General features: G+C 47.3%; 11 protein-coding genes. 9 read left to right on the top strand and 2 right to left on the bottom strand.

Going from position 1 to position 17,139, the window contains the following annotated elements; genetic code table 11:
- Positions 1–149 precede the first annotated feature (149 nt).
- The 6 genes from aroK (at position 150) to ACZ2XM_RS13285 (ending at position 12,125) form a co-directional block, all read left to right on the top strand.
- Positions 150–698 (top strand): shikimate kinase AroK, encoded by a 549-nt coding sequence (gene aroK / locus ACZ2XM_RS13310; protein WP_490589758.1) that lies wholly within the window; start codon positions 150–152, stop codon positions 696–698.
- Positions 699–891: 193 nt separating this feature from the next.
- Positions 892–1,983: a 3-dehydroquinate synthase gene (aroB, locus tag ACZ2XM_RS13305; RefSeq protein WP_490589759.1), complete on the top strand. Its 1,092-nt coding sequence runs from the start codon at positions 892–894 to the stop codon at positions 1,981–1,983.
- Positions 1,984–2,185: 202 nt separating this feature from the next.
- Positions 2,186–3,271 carry a hypothetical protein gene (locus ACZ2XM_RS13300; protein ID WP_490589760.1) on the top strand — a complete coding sequence of 362 codons (1,086 nt, stop codon included), beginning with the start codon at positions 2,186–2,188 and terminating at the stop codon, positions 3,269–3,271.
- Between the two features lie 986 nt (positions 3,272–4,257).
- Positions 4,258–8,721, top strand: a complete 4,464-nt coding sequence (gltB, locus tag ACZ2XM_RS13295) for a glutamate synthase large subunit (RefSeq protein WP_490589761.1) — start codon at positions 4,258–4,260, stop codon at positions 8,719–8,721.
- Between the two features lie 481 nt (positions 8,722–9,202).
- Positions 9,203–10,624 (top strand): FAD-dependent oxidoreductase, encoded by a 1,422-nt coding sequence (locus ACZ2XM_RS13290; RefSeq protein WP_490589762.1) that lies wholly within the window; start codon positions 9,203–9,205, stop codon positions 10,622–10,624.
- 211 nt (positions 10,625–10,835) lie between these two features.
- Positions 10,836–12,125: an FUSC family protein gene (locus ACZ2XM_RS13285; RefSeq protein ID WP_490589763.1), complete on the top strand. Its 1,290-nt coding sequence runs from the start codon at positions 10,836–10,838 to the stop codon at positions 12,123–12,125.
- 32 nt (positions 12,126–12,157) lie between these two features.
- On the opposite strand, the gene ACZ2XM_RS13280 is transcribed toward ACZ2XM_RS13285, so the two are convergent.
- The gene (locus ACZ2XM_RS13280; protein WP_490589764.1) at positions 12,158–13,363 is read right to left on the bottom strand and encodes an ABC transporter substrate-binding protein; all 1,206 of its coding nucleotides are present in this window, start codon (positions 13,361–13,363) and stop codon (positions 12,158–12,160) included.
- A 233-nt stretch (positions 13,364–13,596) separates the two neighbouring features.
- Positions 13,597–14,664 (bottom strand): ABC transporter substrate-binding protein, encoded by a 1,068-nt coding sequence (locus ACZ2XM_RS13275; RefSeq protein WP_490589765.1) that lies wholly within the window; start codon positions 14,662–14,664, stop codon positions 13,597–13,599.
- Positions 14,665–15,263: 599 nt separating this feature from the next.
- On the opposite strand from ACZ2XM_RS13275, the gene ACZ2XM_RS13270 reads away from it, so the two are divergent.
- The 3 genes from ACZ2XM_RS13270 to ACZ2XM_RS13260 all read left to right on the top strand — a co-directional run bounded on the left by ACZ2XM_RS13270 (position 15,264) and on the right by ACZ2XM_RS13260 (position 16,965).
- Complete coding sequence (locus tag ACZ2XM_RS13270) at positions 15,264–15,560, top strand: hypothetical protein (RefSeq protein WP_490589766.1); 297 nt, start codon at positions 15,264–15,266, stop codon at positions 15,558–15,560.
- A 140-nt stretch (positions 15,561–15,700) separates the two neighbouring features.
- Positions 15,701–16,471 (top strand): 3-oxoacyl-ACP reductase, encoded by a 771-nt coding sequence (locus ACZ2XM_RS13265; protein ID WP_490589767.1) that lies wholly within the window; start codon positions 15,701–15,703, stop codon positions 16,469–16,471.
- A gap of 227 nt (positions 16,472–16,698) precedes the next feature.
- The gene (locus ACZ2XM_RS13260; RefSeq protein WP_490589768.1) at positions 16,699–16,965 is read left to right on the top strand and encodes a hypothetical protein; all 267 of its coding nucleotides are present in this window, start codon (positions 16,699–16,701) and stop codon (positions 16,963–16,965) included.
- Positions 16,966–17,139 lie beyond the last annotated feature (174 nt).

Below are 17,139 nucleotides of genomic sequence, written 5' to 3'. Positions count from 1 at the left end.
CCAAGAAGCAAGCTATAGGCTTGCTTTTTTTGGCTTTGATATTTGCGATATCGGGTAATATTTATGACTGTGCGGTCCGAGTAAGTAAAGCTTTACTAGCCATCAAAAGTGGGACATTGTATGATAAGCAATTTATTTGAGTAAAAACTATGTGGCAAGAGTTACCTTCGGTATTTTTGGTGGGTCCCATGGGCGCAGGCAAAACGACCGTAGGCCGGTTACTGGCAAAATACTTACAGCGCGACTTTGTCGATAGTGACTGGTATGTCGAGACACAGACAGGGGCTGATATCGCCTGGATATTCGATAAAGAAGGCGAAATGGGCTTCCGTGAGCGTGAGACTCGTGCTATAGATGAGCTGACGCTACGTTCCGGCATTGTGATGGCCACGGGCGGCGGCGCTGTTATGCGTGAAGAGAATCGTGAAATGCTCAAAACTCGCGGTATTGTGGTTTATCTCAATGCGCCAGTAGACATTCAGATGTCACGGACGGCCAAAGATAAGTCGCGGCCTTTATTGCAGCAGCCTAACCCCAGACAAGTCTTACAAAAGCTCTATGCCATTCGCGACCCTTTATACCGAGAAGTCGCCGATATTATTTTGCCTACTGGGCACACTTATCCCCGCCATATGGTGACCGAGCTAATCGGACTGTTAAAGCCTTATATTGAGGATCAGACTTCTTCTATAGAGTGATAGACGTCTATAAAGATAGTCCAGATTAAAGATAGTCCAGATTAAAGGTAGTTTAGATTAAAGCTGGTCGAGATGACCATTCAAACCGTTAGTTCGCTAGCACAAAATATTAATAGCTTTCATTGTTTTCGCTGCAGTCATCATCTTAACTCATTGCCATTCTTTAGCATTTATTAGCCAGTAGGATATCGTCATGTTGTCGCATTGTTTGACCGTTCACGCTCACTCGCATGATTACCCGATTGTCATTAGTCATAAAACTGATATGGCGGCACAAGTAGCGCCTTATATCGCTGGCAAGCAGGTCTTAATCGTCACCAATGACACGGTTGCGCCGCTCTATTTACAAGCCTTACAAGACGGACTAGCGACAAGGTTTGCGGTCTTTGTTTGTGTGTTGCCCGATGGTGAAGTCTATAAGACCCAAGACAGCATCAACCAAATTTATGATGCCCTAATGGACAATCACTGCGGTCGCGATGTCACCCTAATCGCCTTAGGTGGTGGGGTGATTGGCGATATGACCGGGTTTGCCGCGGCCAGTTTTATGCGGGGGGTCAATTTTATTCAAATTCCCACGACCGTATTGGCACAAGTTGACTCCAGTGTCGGCGGAAAGACCGGCATCAATCATCCGAAAGGTAAGAATATGATTGGGGCCTTTTGGCAACCACAAATGGTGCTAGCCGATATGGCCACCTTGCATACTTTGCCCAAAAGAGAGCTAGCGGCGGGCATGGCAGAAGTCATTAAATATGCGCTGATTATGGATGCTGAGTTTCTCGAGTGGTTAGAGCACAACATGGCGGCCATGATGCAGTTGGATTTAGATTTAATTGGCGAGGCGGTGAAACGCTGCTGTGAGTTTAAAGCCCAAGTTGTGGCGGAGGATGAACGCGAAGCGGGTCGGCGCGCCCTCCTGAACTTTGGTCATACTTTTGGTCACGTGATTGAGACCCATGAAGGCTATGGCAGTTGGTTGCATGGCGAGGCGGTTGCAGCCGGCATGGTACAAGCGGCAAAGCTATCGCAGCGTCTCGGTTGGATTACCGCAGCTGAGGTCAGCCGTATCGAGCAGCTGCTACTCTTAGCTGAGCTGCCGATTACCCCGCCGGCCATTAACACCGATACCGCGCTAGGGCTAATGAGCCATGATAAGAAAGTTAAGCTGGGTCAGATTCGTCTGATTTTATTAAAATCACTTGGCGATGCCGTGATTACAGACGAGTTTGCTCCTGAGTTATTAACTGCTGTCTTAGCCGAGTCAATGACTGCTGCGGTATAACAATGGCGCAGTGACTGTGTTTGATCTGCGGTTGATCTGCGGTTGATTTGCGGTTGATAATGCTCTATCAAACCGCATTTATTACCAACTGGCTATTAGCTTGCTTCACCTATTATTTTTATTTTCAGACCCGTAACTTAAGCTATATTGGCTAAGTTACGCCTCTAATGATTTGCCGTTAAAAGTTTAATAAGGAATTACCATGGCCGTCACAAGCCCCACCTCGCGCCCAGCTACTAGAGCGTACCGACGTTATGCTTTGATTTGGCTACTAATGACCCTAATCTTAGGCGTCGTGACGGCTTTGGTGTGGATGTTTGCCAAAACCCCGGCCGCCCGCACTACTATTGAAAATGCGCCCATTACCGCCAATGTCAGTACGGCAATAGACATTACCAAAACCACTAAAGTTGAAGCGTTACATGAGCTTGATGCTGATGTGCAGCCTATTGATTTTTCAGCGATGGTACGGGATTTGCGTGAGTATCCTGAAGAGTTTAAAGACAAGCGTTATTTGCTGAAAAATAAAGGCAAGTGGACCGTGCAGGTCATGAACGTTGCGGAAAATGACGTCATTGTCGATTATCTATTAGGCCGTGAAGACCGCAGCAAGTTTGCCTATTTCCGTTATCGTGATGACAATGATCAGCTGCGCTATATGCTGACTTACGGGATTATGAGCAGTGCCGAAGAAGCGATGGGCGCGTCCAAGCTGATGGACTTCGGCCTACCCGCCAATGTCCGGGTGATTCCGGAAGAGTTTAATCGCTATGTGAATAGTATTGATAACTATGAATTAGCAGACCCGGTAGTCGATTTGGCTGCCAATCGCAATCGCCAAGTGCGCCTGCAACCGACCCGCCGTGAAGTCCCGGTGCGTAAGCGAGCTACCCCAGCTGCTCAAGAGAATGCGAGTACTAATACAGACTCAAATAACTCAGCCAGCACCCAATCTGCGCGCCCTAGCGAAGAAAAGCGCAGTATTCGCAGTTCTGACGACGCGTCTGAGACGCTGGTAGTACAAGAAGAGCGTGTCGTTAATGCTGACAACGACGGTGTTATTGCAGCTCCGAAAAATGACAGTAATAAAACGGATGCGCCAGCCAGTAATAAGAATACAGCTACGCCACCAGCGGCCAAAAAAGACCCAGCACCAAAGCCCGATACCAGCAATAAAACCAGTGCAAAAGAAGGCAATAATAAAGACAAAGTTAAAAATAATAGTGGCAGTGCTGGTGCGGAATCTGGGGATGCTATCAAAGCATTGATTGAAGAAAAAAAGCCGTAATCTGACGTAAATCAGCGGCTAATGCATACCAATAGTAGGTTTGGCGTCAATAAATAAGACTGGATTTTTCAATTTTTATTGTCTAATATAACAGTGGGCGATGTTCAGTAGCGTTATGGTAAGTATTTTGTTGATTGATATCACTATTGGTAGCGGTCAACGCCATTGCTAAACTGGACTAACAGTATTGCGTATTATTAATGCACAATGTCTAGTCCGTCGACCTTGTTTTTGCAGGGGGAGTGCGGCTCTTATATTGATTGAGCGCAGCATGTTGATACCCAGTAAAAAGGCGCGGAGCAGCCCATAGGTTTGTCCGGCTTAATCTATGACCCTTTTTTGGTAGTGTTTAGCTCTTCATTAGAGCGGCGCCCTTGAATTCAGTCACGCTAAAGCTGCCATCCTATGGCCGCTTGCATCAAAGGGGAGGATTCACCGTTAGCGTTAACCATCATGGTTGGTCTTAACCGAGTCATCTACGACGCCGCTAGACGGTAAGTCGAATAAAGGGGAGAGTAGCCTCTAAAATCTGAGTCCGCTCACCCTAGAGCAGAGTCACGCACCATTTACTGCTCCAATAGCACCTCTGAAAACGTATGAGCCACAATTGCTTGGTTGATACAATTTACACAGTAAGAGTCTCCTATTGCTTCACAGCTTCTGGTCTTAATCCGTTAAGACAATCAGCATTTACCGGCCATCTGGCCTCAACCACCGTATGTCGATTCAGATACGCTGCTATTTTATAGCTCTTGCTACTCAACCGTGCCGCCTTTAGAAAGTGATAACCGTTGCGAGCCTAGCAAAACTAACGAAAAAATAGCCAGAAGTTCCATTATTTGTTTCGCTTACTGTCATTAGTAATACGCCTGTCTTAATACGTGCTTATATTGAGCACATCGCCCACCTGCCGTTCTACTTTGCGATTAGCGTGGCTCTCTTGAATTGAGAGGGTAACGTGGTCGGCCCACTAAAAAGGACAAGCGATGACAATGATTTCTGAACACCAACACCTAGCCAGCCCAGATGACTTCTCTGACAACTGCGGCTTTGGTCTCATTGCCCACATTGAAGGCATTGCTAGCCATAACTTGGTACAGACTGCTATCCACAGTCTCAGTTGTATGACCCACCGTGGTGGCGTCGCTGCTGATGGTAAAACTGGCGATGGTTGCGGCTTACTACTGGCCAAACCTGAAGTTTTCTTTCGCAGTATTGCTGAAGAATTGGGTATCACGCTGACGGATAATTACGCCGTCGGTACTGTATTCGTAAATGATGACCCGCAACTGGCTGCGCACAGCCAAAGCGTTTTTGATGAAGAGATTACCGCTCAAGGCTTAACGGTCGCAGGCTGGCGTGATGTCCCAGTAGATTTGGATATCGTCGGTGAGATTGGTCGTGAGACTTTACCAGTATTCAAGCAAATTATGGTCAATGCTGCAGACGACTTAGTCGCTGAAGACTTTAACCGCCGCTTATTTGTAGCGCGTAGAAAGGCCGAGCAGCGCCTAACCGACGATAGCTTGTTTTATGTGACCTCGCTAAATTGCCAGACGCTTATCTATAAAGGTCTGGTCATGCCCGCTGATTTGCCCGCGTTTTTCTTAGATTTACAAGATGAGCGTTTAGCTTCACACATTGTGGTTTTTCATCAGCGTTTCTCTACCAATACCTTACCGCGTTGGCCGCTGGCCCAACCCTTCCGCTACTTAGCCCATAATGGTGAGCTCAATACCATTACCGGTAATCGCAACTGGTCGGTAGCGCGTACTCCTAAATTAAAATCCGATAAATTGCCTGAATTAAGCGAGCTACACCCGTTGGTTAACCGTACGGGTTCGGACTCTTCTAGCTTAGATAATATGCTCGAGGTGCTGATTTCAGGCGGCATGAGCTTATTCCATGCGATGTCTATCCTAGTGCCGCCCGCGTGGCAAAATGTCGATAGTATGGACATGGACCTGCGCGCCTTCTACGAGTTTTATTCACAACATATGGAAGCTTGGGATGGCCCTGCCGGCTTAGTCATTCAAGATGGCCGTTATGCCGTGTGTATGTTAGATCGCAATGGTCTGCGCCCTTCGCGCTGGGTCACCACGAAAAACGGTTATATCACGGTAGCTTCAGAGATTGGCGTTTGGGATTACGAGCCGAAAGATGTGTTGGCGAAAGGCCGTGTTGGCCCAGGTCAAATGCTCGTGGTGGATACCATGACCGGTCAAGTTCTCGATACCAAAGCCATTGCTACGCAATTGAAAAAAGCGCACCCGTATCGCAAATGGCTACGCGAAGAAGCCACACGTATTCGCGATAACGAGCAGATGGAAGAGCAATTGGCTGAACAGGCGCTCAAAGGTGAGCCGCTGAAAGCATTGCAAAAGATGTATAACATCACCAATGAAGAGCGCACGGAAATTATCCGTCCCAACGCTGAAAATGGTCAAGAGCCAGTAGGCTCAATGGGCGATGATACCCCAATGGCGGTACTGTCTAGACAAGTCCGTCATGTGGCCGACTTCTTCCGCCAGCAGTTTGCGCAGGTGACCAACCCACCGATTGACCCGCTACGTGAGTCTATCGTCATGTCACTGCAGACCTGTCTAGGGGCGGAGACCAATGTCTTTAACCCTACAGCCAGAGATGCCCACCGTATTGTCTTAGCCTCGCCCGTATTATCCGCCAGTAAGATGGCCCAGTTAGAAGCGCTAGATGACCCCGCGTTTCAACATGTGCGTATCGACCTAAACTACGCTAGCGATATGCCTTTAGACGTGGCTATTAACGACCTGTGTGAGCAGGTAGCTACTGAGGTGCGCAGTGGTAAAGCGTTGATTATCTTATCGGATAAAGCCATCGTAGAGGGTAAGGTACCGGCCAATGCTTTGATGGTGACCGGTGCTGTGCATCATTATCTTATCGAGCAAGGGATTCGTACAGACGCCAATTTAATTGTTGAAACCGGCTTGGCGCGTGACTCGCATCAAGTGGCGGTATTAATTGGCTTTGGCGCCACTTGTGTCTTCCCTTATTTGGCCTATGACGTGATTGAAGACTTGGTAGCGACCGGTGAATTACTCGGCGATCCCATTCAAGCTCGCGTCAACTTCCGTAAGGGTCTGGATAAGGGCCTGCTCAAGATTCTATCGAAGATGGGAATTTCTACCATCGTTTCTTACCGCGGGGCACAGCTTTTCGAAGCCGTAGGTCTGTCAGAAGAAATCGTAGACTTATGCTTTAAAGGCGTGCAGAGCCGGATTAAAGGGGCTACCTTCGCCGACTTAGCGGCGGACCAAGCCATATTAGCCGCCAATGCGTTTAAGCGTCGCCTACCACTCGATCAAGGCGGTCTGCTTAAATTTGTCTTTAATAAAGAGTATCACGCCTTTAACCCCGATGTAATTCGTACCTTACATACGGCCGTGCGTACCGGCGATTATGACAACTATCGCGAGTATGCCAATCTGGTTAATAGTCGTCCGATTGCCACTTTACGCGATTTGCTAAAGCTCAAGACTGATCAGGCTATTGATGTCGAAGAAGTGGAAGACATTGCGCAGATTTTACCGCGCTTTGATTCGGCAGGGATGTCGCTAGGGGCATTGTCTCCCGAAGCGCATGAAGCCATCGCTATGGCCATGAACACTATCGGCGGTCGCTCTAACTCAGGTGAGGGCGGAGAAGACCCTGTCCGTTACGGCACCATGCGTAACTCGAAGATTAAACAGGTGGCCTCGGGCCGTTTTGGGGTCACGCCAGCTTATCTGAGATCGGCTGAAGTTATGCAGATCAAGGTCGCACAGGGCGCAAAACCAGGCGAGGGCGGTCAGCTCCCGGGCGGTAAGGTCAATGCCTTGATTGCCCGCTTGCGCTACTCAGTGCCAGGGGTCACGCTCATTTCGCCACCGCCGCACCACGATATTTACTCTATTGAAGATTTGGCTCAGCTCATTTTTGACTTAAAGCAAGTCAATCCTGATGCCTTAGTTTCGGTAAAACTGGTTTCGCGTCCGGGAGTCGGTACGATTGCCACCGGGGTGGCCAAAGCCTATGCCGATCTCATTACCATCTCGGGTTACGATGGTGGTACGGCAGCGTCACCATTGTCCTCTATCCACCATGCGGGCTCTCCTTGGGAGCTGGGTCTGGCAGAGGCGCATCAGTCGCTACGCGTCAATGGTCTACGCGATAAAGTCCGTGTACAGACGGATGGCGGCTTAAAAACCGGTCTAGATGTGGTCAAAGCCGCTATCTTAGGCGCAGAAAGCTTCGGTTTTGGGACCACGCCAATGATTGCAGTGGGCTGTAAATACCTACGCATTTGCCATTTGAATAACTGCCCAACAGGCGTGGCCACCCAAAAAGCGGTCCTGCGCGATGAGCACTTCATTGGTGAAGCTGAGATGCTGATTAACTTCTTTAAGTTTGTAGCGACCGAGACCCGCGAATGGTTAGCCGTGTTGGGCGTCCGCAGCATGGAAGAGTTGGTCGGTCGTACCGATTTACTTGAGGTCATCGAAGGCTTTACCGCCAAGCAGCGCAATCTAGATTTAACGCCACTGTTATACAGCCATCCCGCCAGTGTAGGCAAGCCGCATACCTGCCAGGTTGAGCGTAATGCCCCGTTTGATAAAGGCTTATTGGCCGAGCAGATGATTGCCGATATGATTCGACCTATACGCCAAGGCATGGGTGGAGACTTTAGCTATCACGTGGGCAACTGCGACCGCTCGATTGGCGCGCGTATTTCGGGTGAGATTGCAGAGGTTTGGGGCAACTTAGGCATGAAAGAGATGCCCATTCGCTTGCACCTTACCGGTACTGCAGGGCAGAGCCTCGGGGTGTGGAACGCCGGCGGGTTGCATATTGAGTTAGAGGGCGATGCTAATGACTATGTGGGCAAAGGTATGGCTGGTGGCGAAATTGTCATCTATCCACCAAAAGACTCGGTCTTTGCCTCGCAGCATACCGCAATTATTGGCAACACTTGTCTCTATGGGGCTACCGGCGGCAAGCTTTATGTGGCCGGCACCGCAGGTGAGCGCTTTGCCGTACGTAATTCAGGCGTGCATGCGGTCGTTGAAGGCACCGGGGATCATTGCTGTGAATATATGACCGGCGGCATAGTCACGGTCTTGGGTCGTACTGGGCTCAACTTTGGGGCGGGCATGACCGGTGGCTTTGCTTATGTGCTGGATTTAGAAGGCGACTTCTTTGACCGCTGTAACCATGAGCTCATCGATCTTCACCGTATCTCGAGCGAGCAGACAGAAGAGCATCGCATTCATTTACAGCAGATTATTGAGGCCCATGTCGAAAAAACCGGCAGTGCTTGGGGCAATAATATTTTGGCTGATTTTGACTACTATGCTCGTAAGTTCTACTTGGTCAAGCCCAAAGCAGCCAATATTGCCTCGTTATTGAAGACCACTATGGCGGACCCGCAATAGGCTTTCTTGACTTGCAGCCTTGGCCCATTAATTCTTAATCCGATGAGCTAAGGCTGGCAAGAGACCGTTTTAGAGAGACAAAACAGCGTTGCTATAGCCGTTATTCTAATATTCAGCATGACGGCTATAGGCAACACTTAACAGATACCCTCACAGCAGGTACGTGGCAAGGAGATTTAAGCGAAAAGTATAGAGTCGTTGTAAGACAACAGCGTAAGGTATTGCGTTAGGAAGCGGCTGAAGACCGGCATTATCTGGTCTTCGGTAACTTGGAATAAAAGTGCTCATATTAAGCGCATTTCTAGTCAGGGCAGCTTGCAGACGGCTTATGCTAAACGGGTTTGGCTACTATTGGCTGAGCACCGTTGGACTCAAGCTCTTAATCCTAAGAGCATTCGCTAAATCGCAATGAGGACCGCTCGTTATTAGCGCAGTTGTCCTTATCCCGTGGCCACGACTCACTTTAGGAGAATATATCGACATGGCAAAACGCTTACACAATAGTTTTCAGTTCTTAGATGTGCCGCGGATGGACCCTACCAAAAAGGATGTGGTCACCCGCGCTACCGAATTTGTCGAAATCTATCAACCCTTTGAAAGAGAAGCCGTCGCGCAGCAAGCCCACCGCTGCTTAGAGTGCGGTAACCCATATTGCGAATGGAAATGTCCGGTACATAACTACATTCCCAACTGGCTCAAGCTCGCCACCGAAGGGCAAATATTTCAGGCGGCAGAATTGTGTCACCGTACCAATACTTTGCCCGAAGTCTGCGGTCGCGTTTGTCCGCAAGACCGCTTATGCGAAGGCGCTTGTACCTTGAATGATGGCTTTGGCGCCGTCACTATCGGTAACGTCGAAAAGTATATTAACGATACCGCCTTTGCTTTAGGCTGGCGTCCTGACATGTCCGACGTCGTTTGGACCGATAAAAAAGTCGCTATCATTGGCGCCGGCCCCGCCGGTTTAGGCTGTGCTGATGTGCTGGTGCGTAATGGTGTCAAGCCTATCGTCTTTGATAAACGTCCGGAGATTGGCGGTTTGCTGACCTTTGGCATCCCTGAATTTAAGATGGAAAAGGATGTCATGCGCAATCGCCGCGAGGTGTTTGAAGGCATGGGTATTGAATTCCGCTTAAATACAGAAATCGGTACCGATGTGACTATCGATGAGCTGATGGCAGATTACGATGCCGTCTTTATGGGCATGGGCACTTATACTTATATGCGTGGCGGTTATGCCGGTGAAGAGCTCGATGGTGTCTATGATGCCCTTGATTTCTTGATTGCCAACGTCAACCGTTGCAACGATTGGGAGCAAGACCCGAGCGAGTATATCGACTTAAAAGGTAAAAAAGTCGTGGTACTTGGTGGTGGTGATACCGCAATGGATTGTAACCGTACCAGTATTCGTCAAGGGGCGGAGCAAGTCGTCTGTGCTTACCGCCGTGATGAAGAAAACATGCCAGGCTCGCGTCGCGAAGTCGTCAATGCGCGCGAAGAGGGCGTCGAGTTCTTATTTAATCGTCAGCCCACTGAAATCATTGGCCTCAATGGTAAGGTAACTGGGGTGAAAGTCGTCACCACCCAATTGGGTCAGCCGGATAACCGCGGTCGTCGTCGTCCTGAGCCAATTGCCAATTCGGAAGAGATTATCGAGTGCGATGCGGTGATTATGGCTTTTGGCTTCCGACCTAGCCCATCGGATTGGTTTGCAGCGCAACAGATTGAGATGGACAACTCTGGCCGCGTGGTGGCACTCGAAGAACAAGAGTATAAATTTCAAACTAAAAATCCTAAAATCTTTGCCGGTGGCGATATGGTGCGGGGCTCAGACTTGGTCGTTACGGCGATTTGGGAAGGCCGCGAAGCTGCTGAAGGTATTTTAGATTTCTTGAAGGTTTAAGCCCTTTTAGAGAGCTTAGATATTCAAAGTATAAGTTTTTAATAAATAACGCCTTCTATCCGTAGAGGGCGTTACTTTTTGCTATGCTAGGAGTAATAGGATAAATAGCATCTATATTTTTGCTATCTTACGCGCTTGCTTACTACGGTTTGATACCTCATACCGTAATGAGTCGTTTAAAAACTGCAATCGTTTAAAAATTGAGAGTGTCATGAAATCAGACAGGGGACAACCAGAGCAGAAGCACTCGCTATGGCAGCGCCTATCTGCCCCCTTTGTAGAGCCTTACTCCCGTTACCAACATGCGGATATTCTCCATGCCATGCGTTTAGGAGTGGCCGTAGTAGCGGCTTTATTGTTCAATAAAGTCTCGCAATTGCCGCATGGAGAGTGGACCACGATTACCGTGTTCATCATTTTAGGGCTACTGCAGTATCAAGGGGCTATTTATACCAAAGCGAAAGAGCGGGTCATAGGGACTTTACTGGGCATCTTAGTAGGGTTATTTTTAGTCTGGCTCAGCCAAGGACTAGGCGATTACCTATGGCTATACTATGCCTTGATTGGGCTAATTAGTGGGGTTATTGGCTATTACGCGGTCAAGCAATTGGGCTATATAGGCCTACTGACTGGGATTACCATGTGCATGATTGTCTCACACACGGCAGGCGAGATTGGCGTTGATGGGGTCTATCGAGCGCTTAATGTGCTCATTGGCACGCTGATAGCGGTGTTGGCCACTTTGATATTGCCTTTGAAATCGACGCTGATGTGGCGGTTTTTATTGGCGAGCAATCTAGAAGCTTGTGGGGATATCTACGTCAAAGTCGGGGCACATATTACCAAGAGTTTGGAGCCGTCCCCAGATCGCTACACACCATTACCGCTGCATGCGTTGCCTTATCGGCATCACTATACCTCACCAATGATTGAGGCCGACCATAGCATGGGTCTCGATCAAGGCGTGCCCATCGGGCAAGATATAGTGGCGAGCTTAAAACAGATTAATAAACGCTTGCTGGCCAGTCGGCCGCATCTGGCAGCGACCTCGCGGGAGTCGGGCATCGATCAGGCTACGCTTGAACATATTCAGCGTACGCACCGTAATATCATCGGGACTGTGGACTTATTATTAACGGCTGCTCCTAGGTTGGCTGAAATAGGCATCGATGCGGACAACCGCGAATTGCTAACCCATTATCAGCATGAATTGACCCAAGCTATGCGCCATATGGCCGCAGTATTGCGCAGTCCTAATAATGAGCTGTTTCGCCCCATCACACGTATTCAGGTTGCTGAGTATCCCAGTGTGCAACACCTCACTTTTGAGTGGCAAGGCTACTTTTGGTTGACGCAGAATTTGCAGGCGCAGCTGCAGAGTCTAAGCGATTTGCTACAGCAGACGGAACCGCAATGGTTTGCCGCTTCAGGGTTGCGATATCAACGCCGTGAGCAGCGCCGCATTCATGCGCAAGGGGGTGAGAGTGAGTTGGATATTTAGGTGAGCACATGGCTTAACTTGGCCCAGGTCGTCTAATTTTGCTGCTGCTGTTTAAGCTTCGTCCAGTAGTGCTCATAGAGGGCAAATGTTTCGGGGCTCAACGCAGTTTGCAAATGGGCATTTTTAAATTGTTTCGCGGTAGGATAGAGGGTGGTATTGGCTTTGGTGCTCGCTGACATGAATAAGCGCGCGCCTAGATTGGGAGTGGCATAGCCTAAATTACGGCTGATAATCTGCGAGTTTTCAGCCCGTAATATAAAGTTGATAAAAAGATGAGCCGCTTCAATATTCTGAGCATTTTTAGGAATAGCAAAACTATCAATCCATAATATAGCCCCCTCTGCAGGGTACTTATAAACCAAGTTTTTTTTGCCCTCTGCCTTGGCCAGCATCATTTCGCCGCTCCAAATCATACCAATATCGGCCTGATTGCTAATATAGGCGGTCCGAGTGGAGCCTGAAGGAAAAGCGGACAAGCTGGGTATTAATAGCAGCAACTTTTCGTAGGCTTGTTCGACTTCTTCTGGATTTTCACTATTGACCGAATAACCTAAGGATATCAATGCCATCCCAAAGACTTCGCGCATATCATTGGGCAGCACCAAAAGACCAGCGTATTCAGGTCGCCAAAAATCCTGCCAACCGTTAACCTTATCAGGGTCAATAGCTTGGGCATTAATAGCAATCCCTGTAGTTCCCCAAAGATAGGGAATAGAGTAGTTGTTGCCGGGATCGGCATCGGTACCTACTATCGCCGGATTCAATTGCTCAAAATTGCTTATTTTAGTTTTGTCGATAGGCTGTAGTAAGCCTTGGTTATGCATCCTGTCTATAAAATAGTTAGAAGGAACGATAAGGTCATAAGGGGGATTATTAGGAGCATTTTTAATATGCTCGTACATCTCTTCATTAGAGTCATAAGTGGTAGAAATAACGCTGATGCCGGTCTCTAATTCAAAGTTATCTAAGATTTGCTGCGGCATATACTCGTCCCAGTTATAGAGATATAAAACACCGGGTTTCTCTTGTGCGGCAGCATCTTCACTCTGTCCATTGGGCTGGCAAGCGCTCAGCAAAATCGCTACCGCTATTAATAGCATAGCCATTAAACCATAGCGTCTATGCGCATACCAAGACAGCAGACCAACCAAGTGAGCACCTTGTCTATGAGCATGCGGATAAGAGCGAGATTGAGCAGAAAGATCGGCTGATAAATCTCGAAAGGTTCGAGGACGCATAAAATAATCTTAAGTTTGCTAATGGGTCTGCAAGACAGCAGCGCTAGAATAAGTCGCCATAAACAGTCCTATCGTTGTAGCCGATAAGTAGGTTCTTTGGCGGAATTAGCAATAATGATTGTAATAATAAAAACGCTTTCTAAGTAAGGCAGTATTTGACTTAGAATACTACAAAAATGAGTAGCACAACAATGCTTTAATCACTGTTGTGCTGGCAAGGCTGCGAATAAGGTCTACGAGCGATTGGCTTTTAATTTATCCCAATATTGCTGGTAGATGCGTAGGGCGTCATCACCCACATCTTCTTGAAACTCTGCTTTGGCCAAGGTCGCCGCATCGGGATAGATAGCCGCATTGTTTTTAATCTCATCCGGCATCTGCTCGCGAGCTGCTTTATTGGGGCTGGCATAACCGATTTCATTGCTGATTATTTGCGCATTTTCAGGACGTAAAATATAGTCAATGAACTTATGAGCGGCGTCTGCATGAGCGGCGTTTTTAGGAATAACAAAGTTATCCATCCACAGTATCGCGCCCTCGGTAGGGTATTTATAGACCAGACTGGTCAAGCCATCGTCGTTGGCCATAACCGCTTCACCGTTCCAAATCATCCCCACATCGGTCTCGCCTTCGATATAAGGCATGCGGGCAGCATCTGAATTGAAGGTTTTTACGTTAGGCATCAAGGTAGTAAGATGCTCATAAGCGGCTTTAATCTCATCTGGGTTGGTGCTATTGCCTGAATACCCCAAGGTCAACAGCGCCATACCGAAGACTTCACGCATGTCATTGGTGAGCATCACTTTACCCGCAAAATCAGGACGCCATAAATCACCCCAACTCGATACAGTGGCAGGATCTACGGCATCCCCATTGATAGCCATGCCCGTGCTGCCCCAAAGATAGGGAATCGAGTATTTATTCTCTGGGTCGACTTTAGTATTCACAAAAGACGTATCTAAGTTATTAAAGTTGCTCAGCTTAGATTTATCAATCTCTTGCAACAAGCCTTCTTTCGACATTTTTTCGACATAATAGGTCGAAGGAACGGCCAAATCATACTGGCTAGAGTCATCCAATAGTTTTAGTTTGGCATACATCGCTTCGTTAGAGTCGAAGGTTGTATAGTTCACATCAATACCGGTCTCTTTTTCAAAACCATCTATAATCTCCTGCGGCATATACTCCGACCAGTTATATAGATTTAGGGTCTCGCCCGTAGCTGCGGCCGTCTCGCCATCAGCAGTTTCGGTTTTATTACAGCCACTAAGACCAATAGCGCCCACAGTAAGTGAGGCCATGAGACTGGCGCTTAATAGGGTGCGGTATAAGGGACGGCTTTGTGTGAAAGATGAAAATAGAATCGGCAATGTTGCTCTCCTAAACCAAAAATGAATAATATCTAAATAGCTATACCAGACGAGACAGTAAGGCTATCAAAATCAGTGATTACTAAAATCAGTGCTAAAAAAAGTCGCAGGGCTAAAAAGGCGAGATATTAAAAAACGCTTATGAAATCAGTATGGTATCACTGATAACACCGCCATTAAGTCTGCATAAGGACATTATAACAAAGGTTGAAAAGCGCATTGTAGTAGTAAAATAAGCAACTTTTATTCATTAATATACAAAATCTCTATATTTTTCAATGGTTAATCTATATATATTTCGAACTTTCGCAGGGATATGTAGCATAGTCGCTATCTTGCAAAATTGTTGCTGAATTGTCACTATGAATTAGGTGGGTATTCGGGTATGGTATACAGATAAATGTCGACTATTACGGTAAGTCATTGTAATAAATAGCTTACTAACACTCCTAACTGACTGTTTTAACCATATTTTTCAATAGCTCCTTCTCCTTTTCACTAACTTCCTCTCTATAAATAGGACAATGCAAATGACAACAATGACCCTAGTAAAGACGGCCCTAATCACAGGTTTTATGGGTACAGTCTTATTGCTAAATGGCTGTAGCAGCAGTAACTTACCCAAAGAATGTACCAATTATATTGATAAAATGAATGATATGACCCAAGGGATGGCTGGGGTGGCGGCGATGTCAGAAGATAGCCTAAAAAGAATGGAAGAAGAGTGGGGTAATATGAGCAAAGAAGAAAAAGAGCGTGCGACCAATGCCTGTAGCCAAGGCTTAGCGCAAATGGAGCAGATGGAAAAAATGATGAAAAAGCAGTAGGCGACCCGTTGAAGCTAAAAAAAGCACTGCTGTAGAGCTGCCAACCATAAGAAAGTTAGTGATTGCGTGTGGTTTTCTACAAGCCCAATTGAATCAATGCAATAATCCATAGTCATTGTTTATCATCATAAGGAATCACTATGCTATTAGCGAAAAAAGTCGTTATCGTCACAGGTGGTAGTCGTGGCCTCGGTGCCGCTACTGCCAAAAAGCTAGCTGAGCAAGGGGCAGCGGTGTGTGTTAACTATCTTAGCAGTCAAGATAAAGCCGAAAAAATTGTCGATGCCATCCAAGCTGCTGGTGGCCAAGCCATGAGCTATCAAGCCGACGTCACTGATGCTGAAGCCGTTCGGAATATGGTCGAGGCGGTGATACAGCGATTTGGCCGAATCGATATCCTAGTCAACAATGCCCTGCCCAAGTACCAGTTTGACCCATCAGCGGATTATACGAGTATTGAGACGGTCAGTTGGGAGCACTTTTCGCAGCAGATTGATGGCATCATCAAGGGGGCTGTCAATACCACCCAAGCCGTATTACCACAGATGAAGTCCCAGAATTTTGGCAAAATTATCAATATCTCGACCAATCTGGTTTATAACCCTGTGGTGACTTATTACGATTATACGACTGCTAAAGCCGCGTTAATTGGCCTTACCCGTAACCTGGCAGTAGAGCTAGGCCAGCATGGTATTCGTGTCAATTTATTGGCGGGCGGGCTGCTTAAAACCACCGATGCCAGTAGCGTCACCACTCAAGAAGTTTTTGATTACATTGCTACCACCACGCCTCTACGCCAGACGACCTCGGTGGAGGATTTCGCTGATGCTATTATCATCATGGCCTCAGATTTAAGCAATGCCATTACCGGTCAGTCTATCAGTGTTGATGGCGGCCTCACCATGCCGTAATGGCTAAGCTAATAGATCATTCGTTATAGAGCTACAAACCATACGAAGGTTACTGATTTCGTATGGTTTTTTTATGCCTGGCTTTGTATGGTGCGGGGTAGGAAATAAGCCGCTAGGTTTATTGAGTTTAATTTATTGAGCTTGCAGAGCAGGGCACATTAGCAAAAAATTTACTCTTAGTTTGAAAATAAAAATGATTCTGAACTGTATTAATTGAGGACACCATAATGAGCACCGATAAGATCGTCGGTATACTGACTGCCGTACTTGCCTTAGTAGGCTTAATGACAATGCTAAATTCAGGCACGTCTACGCCCATCGCTGCTTGGCCGTTTGAAACATTTCAAGGCATTGCTTTTAGTATTGGCTGGCTGACTAGCACGCCCGTTTGGTTGGCTTACCTACTTGCGGTCGTGGTGATAGTTCTCATTGCTTTTATTGGCTATAAAGTTGGCAAGTTGCTGTGGCGGATTGTGCGTAGGCTTGGTGAGTGAAATAGCTTGTTTAGTAAAATCTAATGCGTTAACAATCCACCCCTTGCCCCTCCTTTAAGAAAGGAGGGGTAAAATCTTGTGCTAAATCAGATAAGTGCGGTAGATACCATCTTGTTAAATCAGAATCAAGTGGTGATATGGGCTACTTGAGGCTGATAAGGCATTTGGTGTTTT

The sequence above is a fragment of the Psychrobacter sp. CoH-33_TS_01 genome (assembly GCF_058189395.1).
This window is presented reverse-complemented; position numbering and strand designations above follow the sequence as displayed.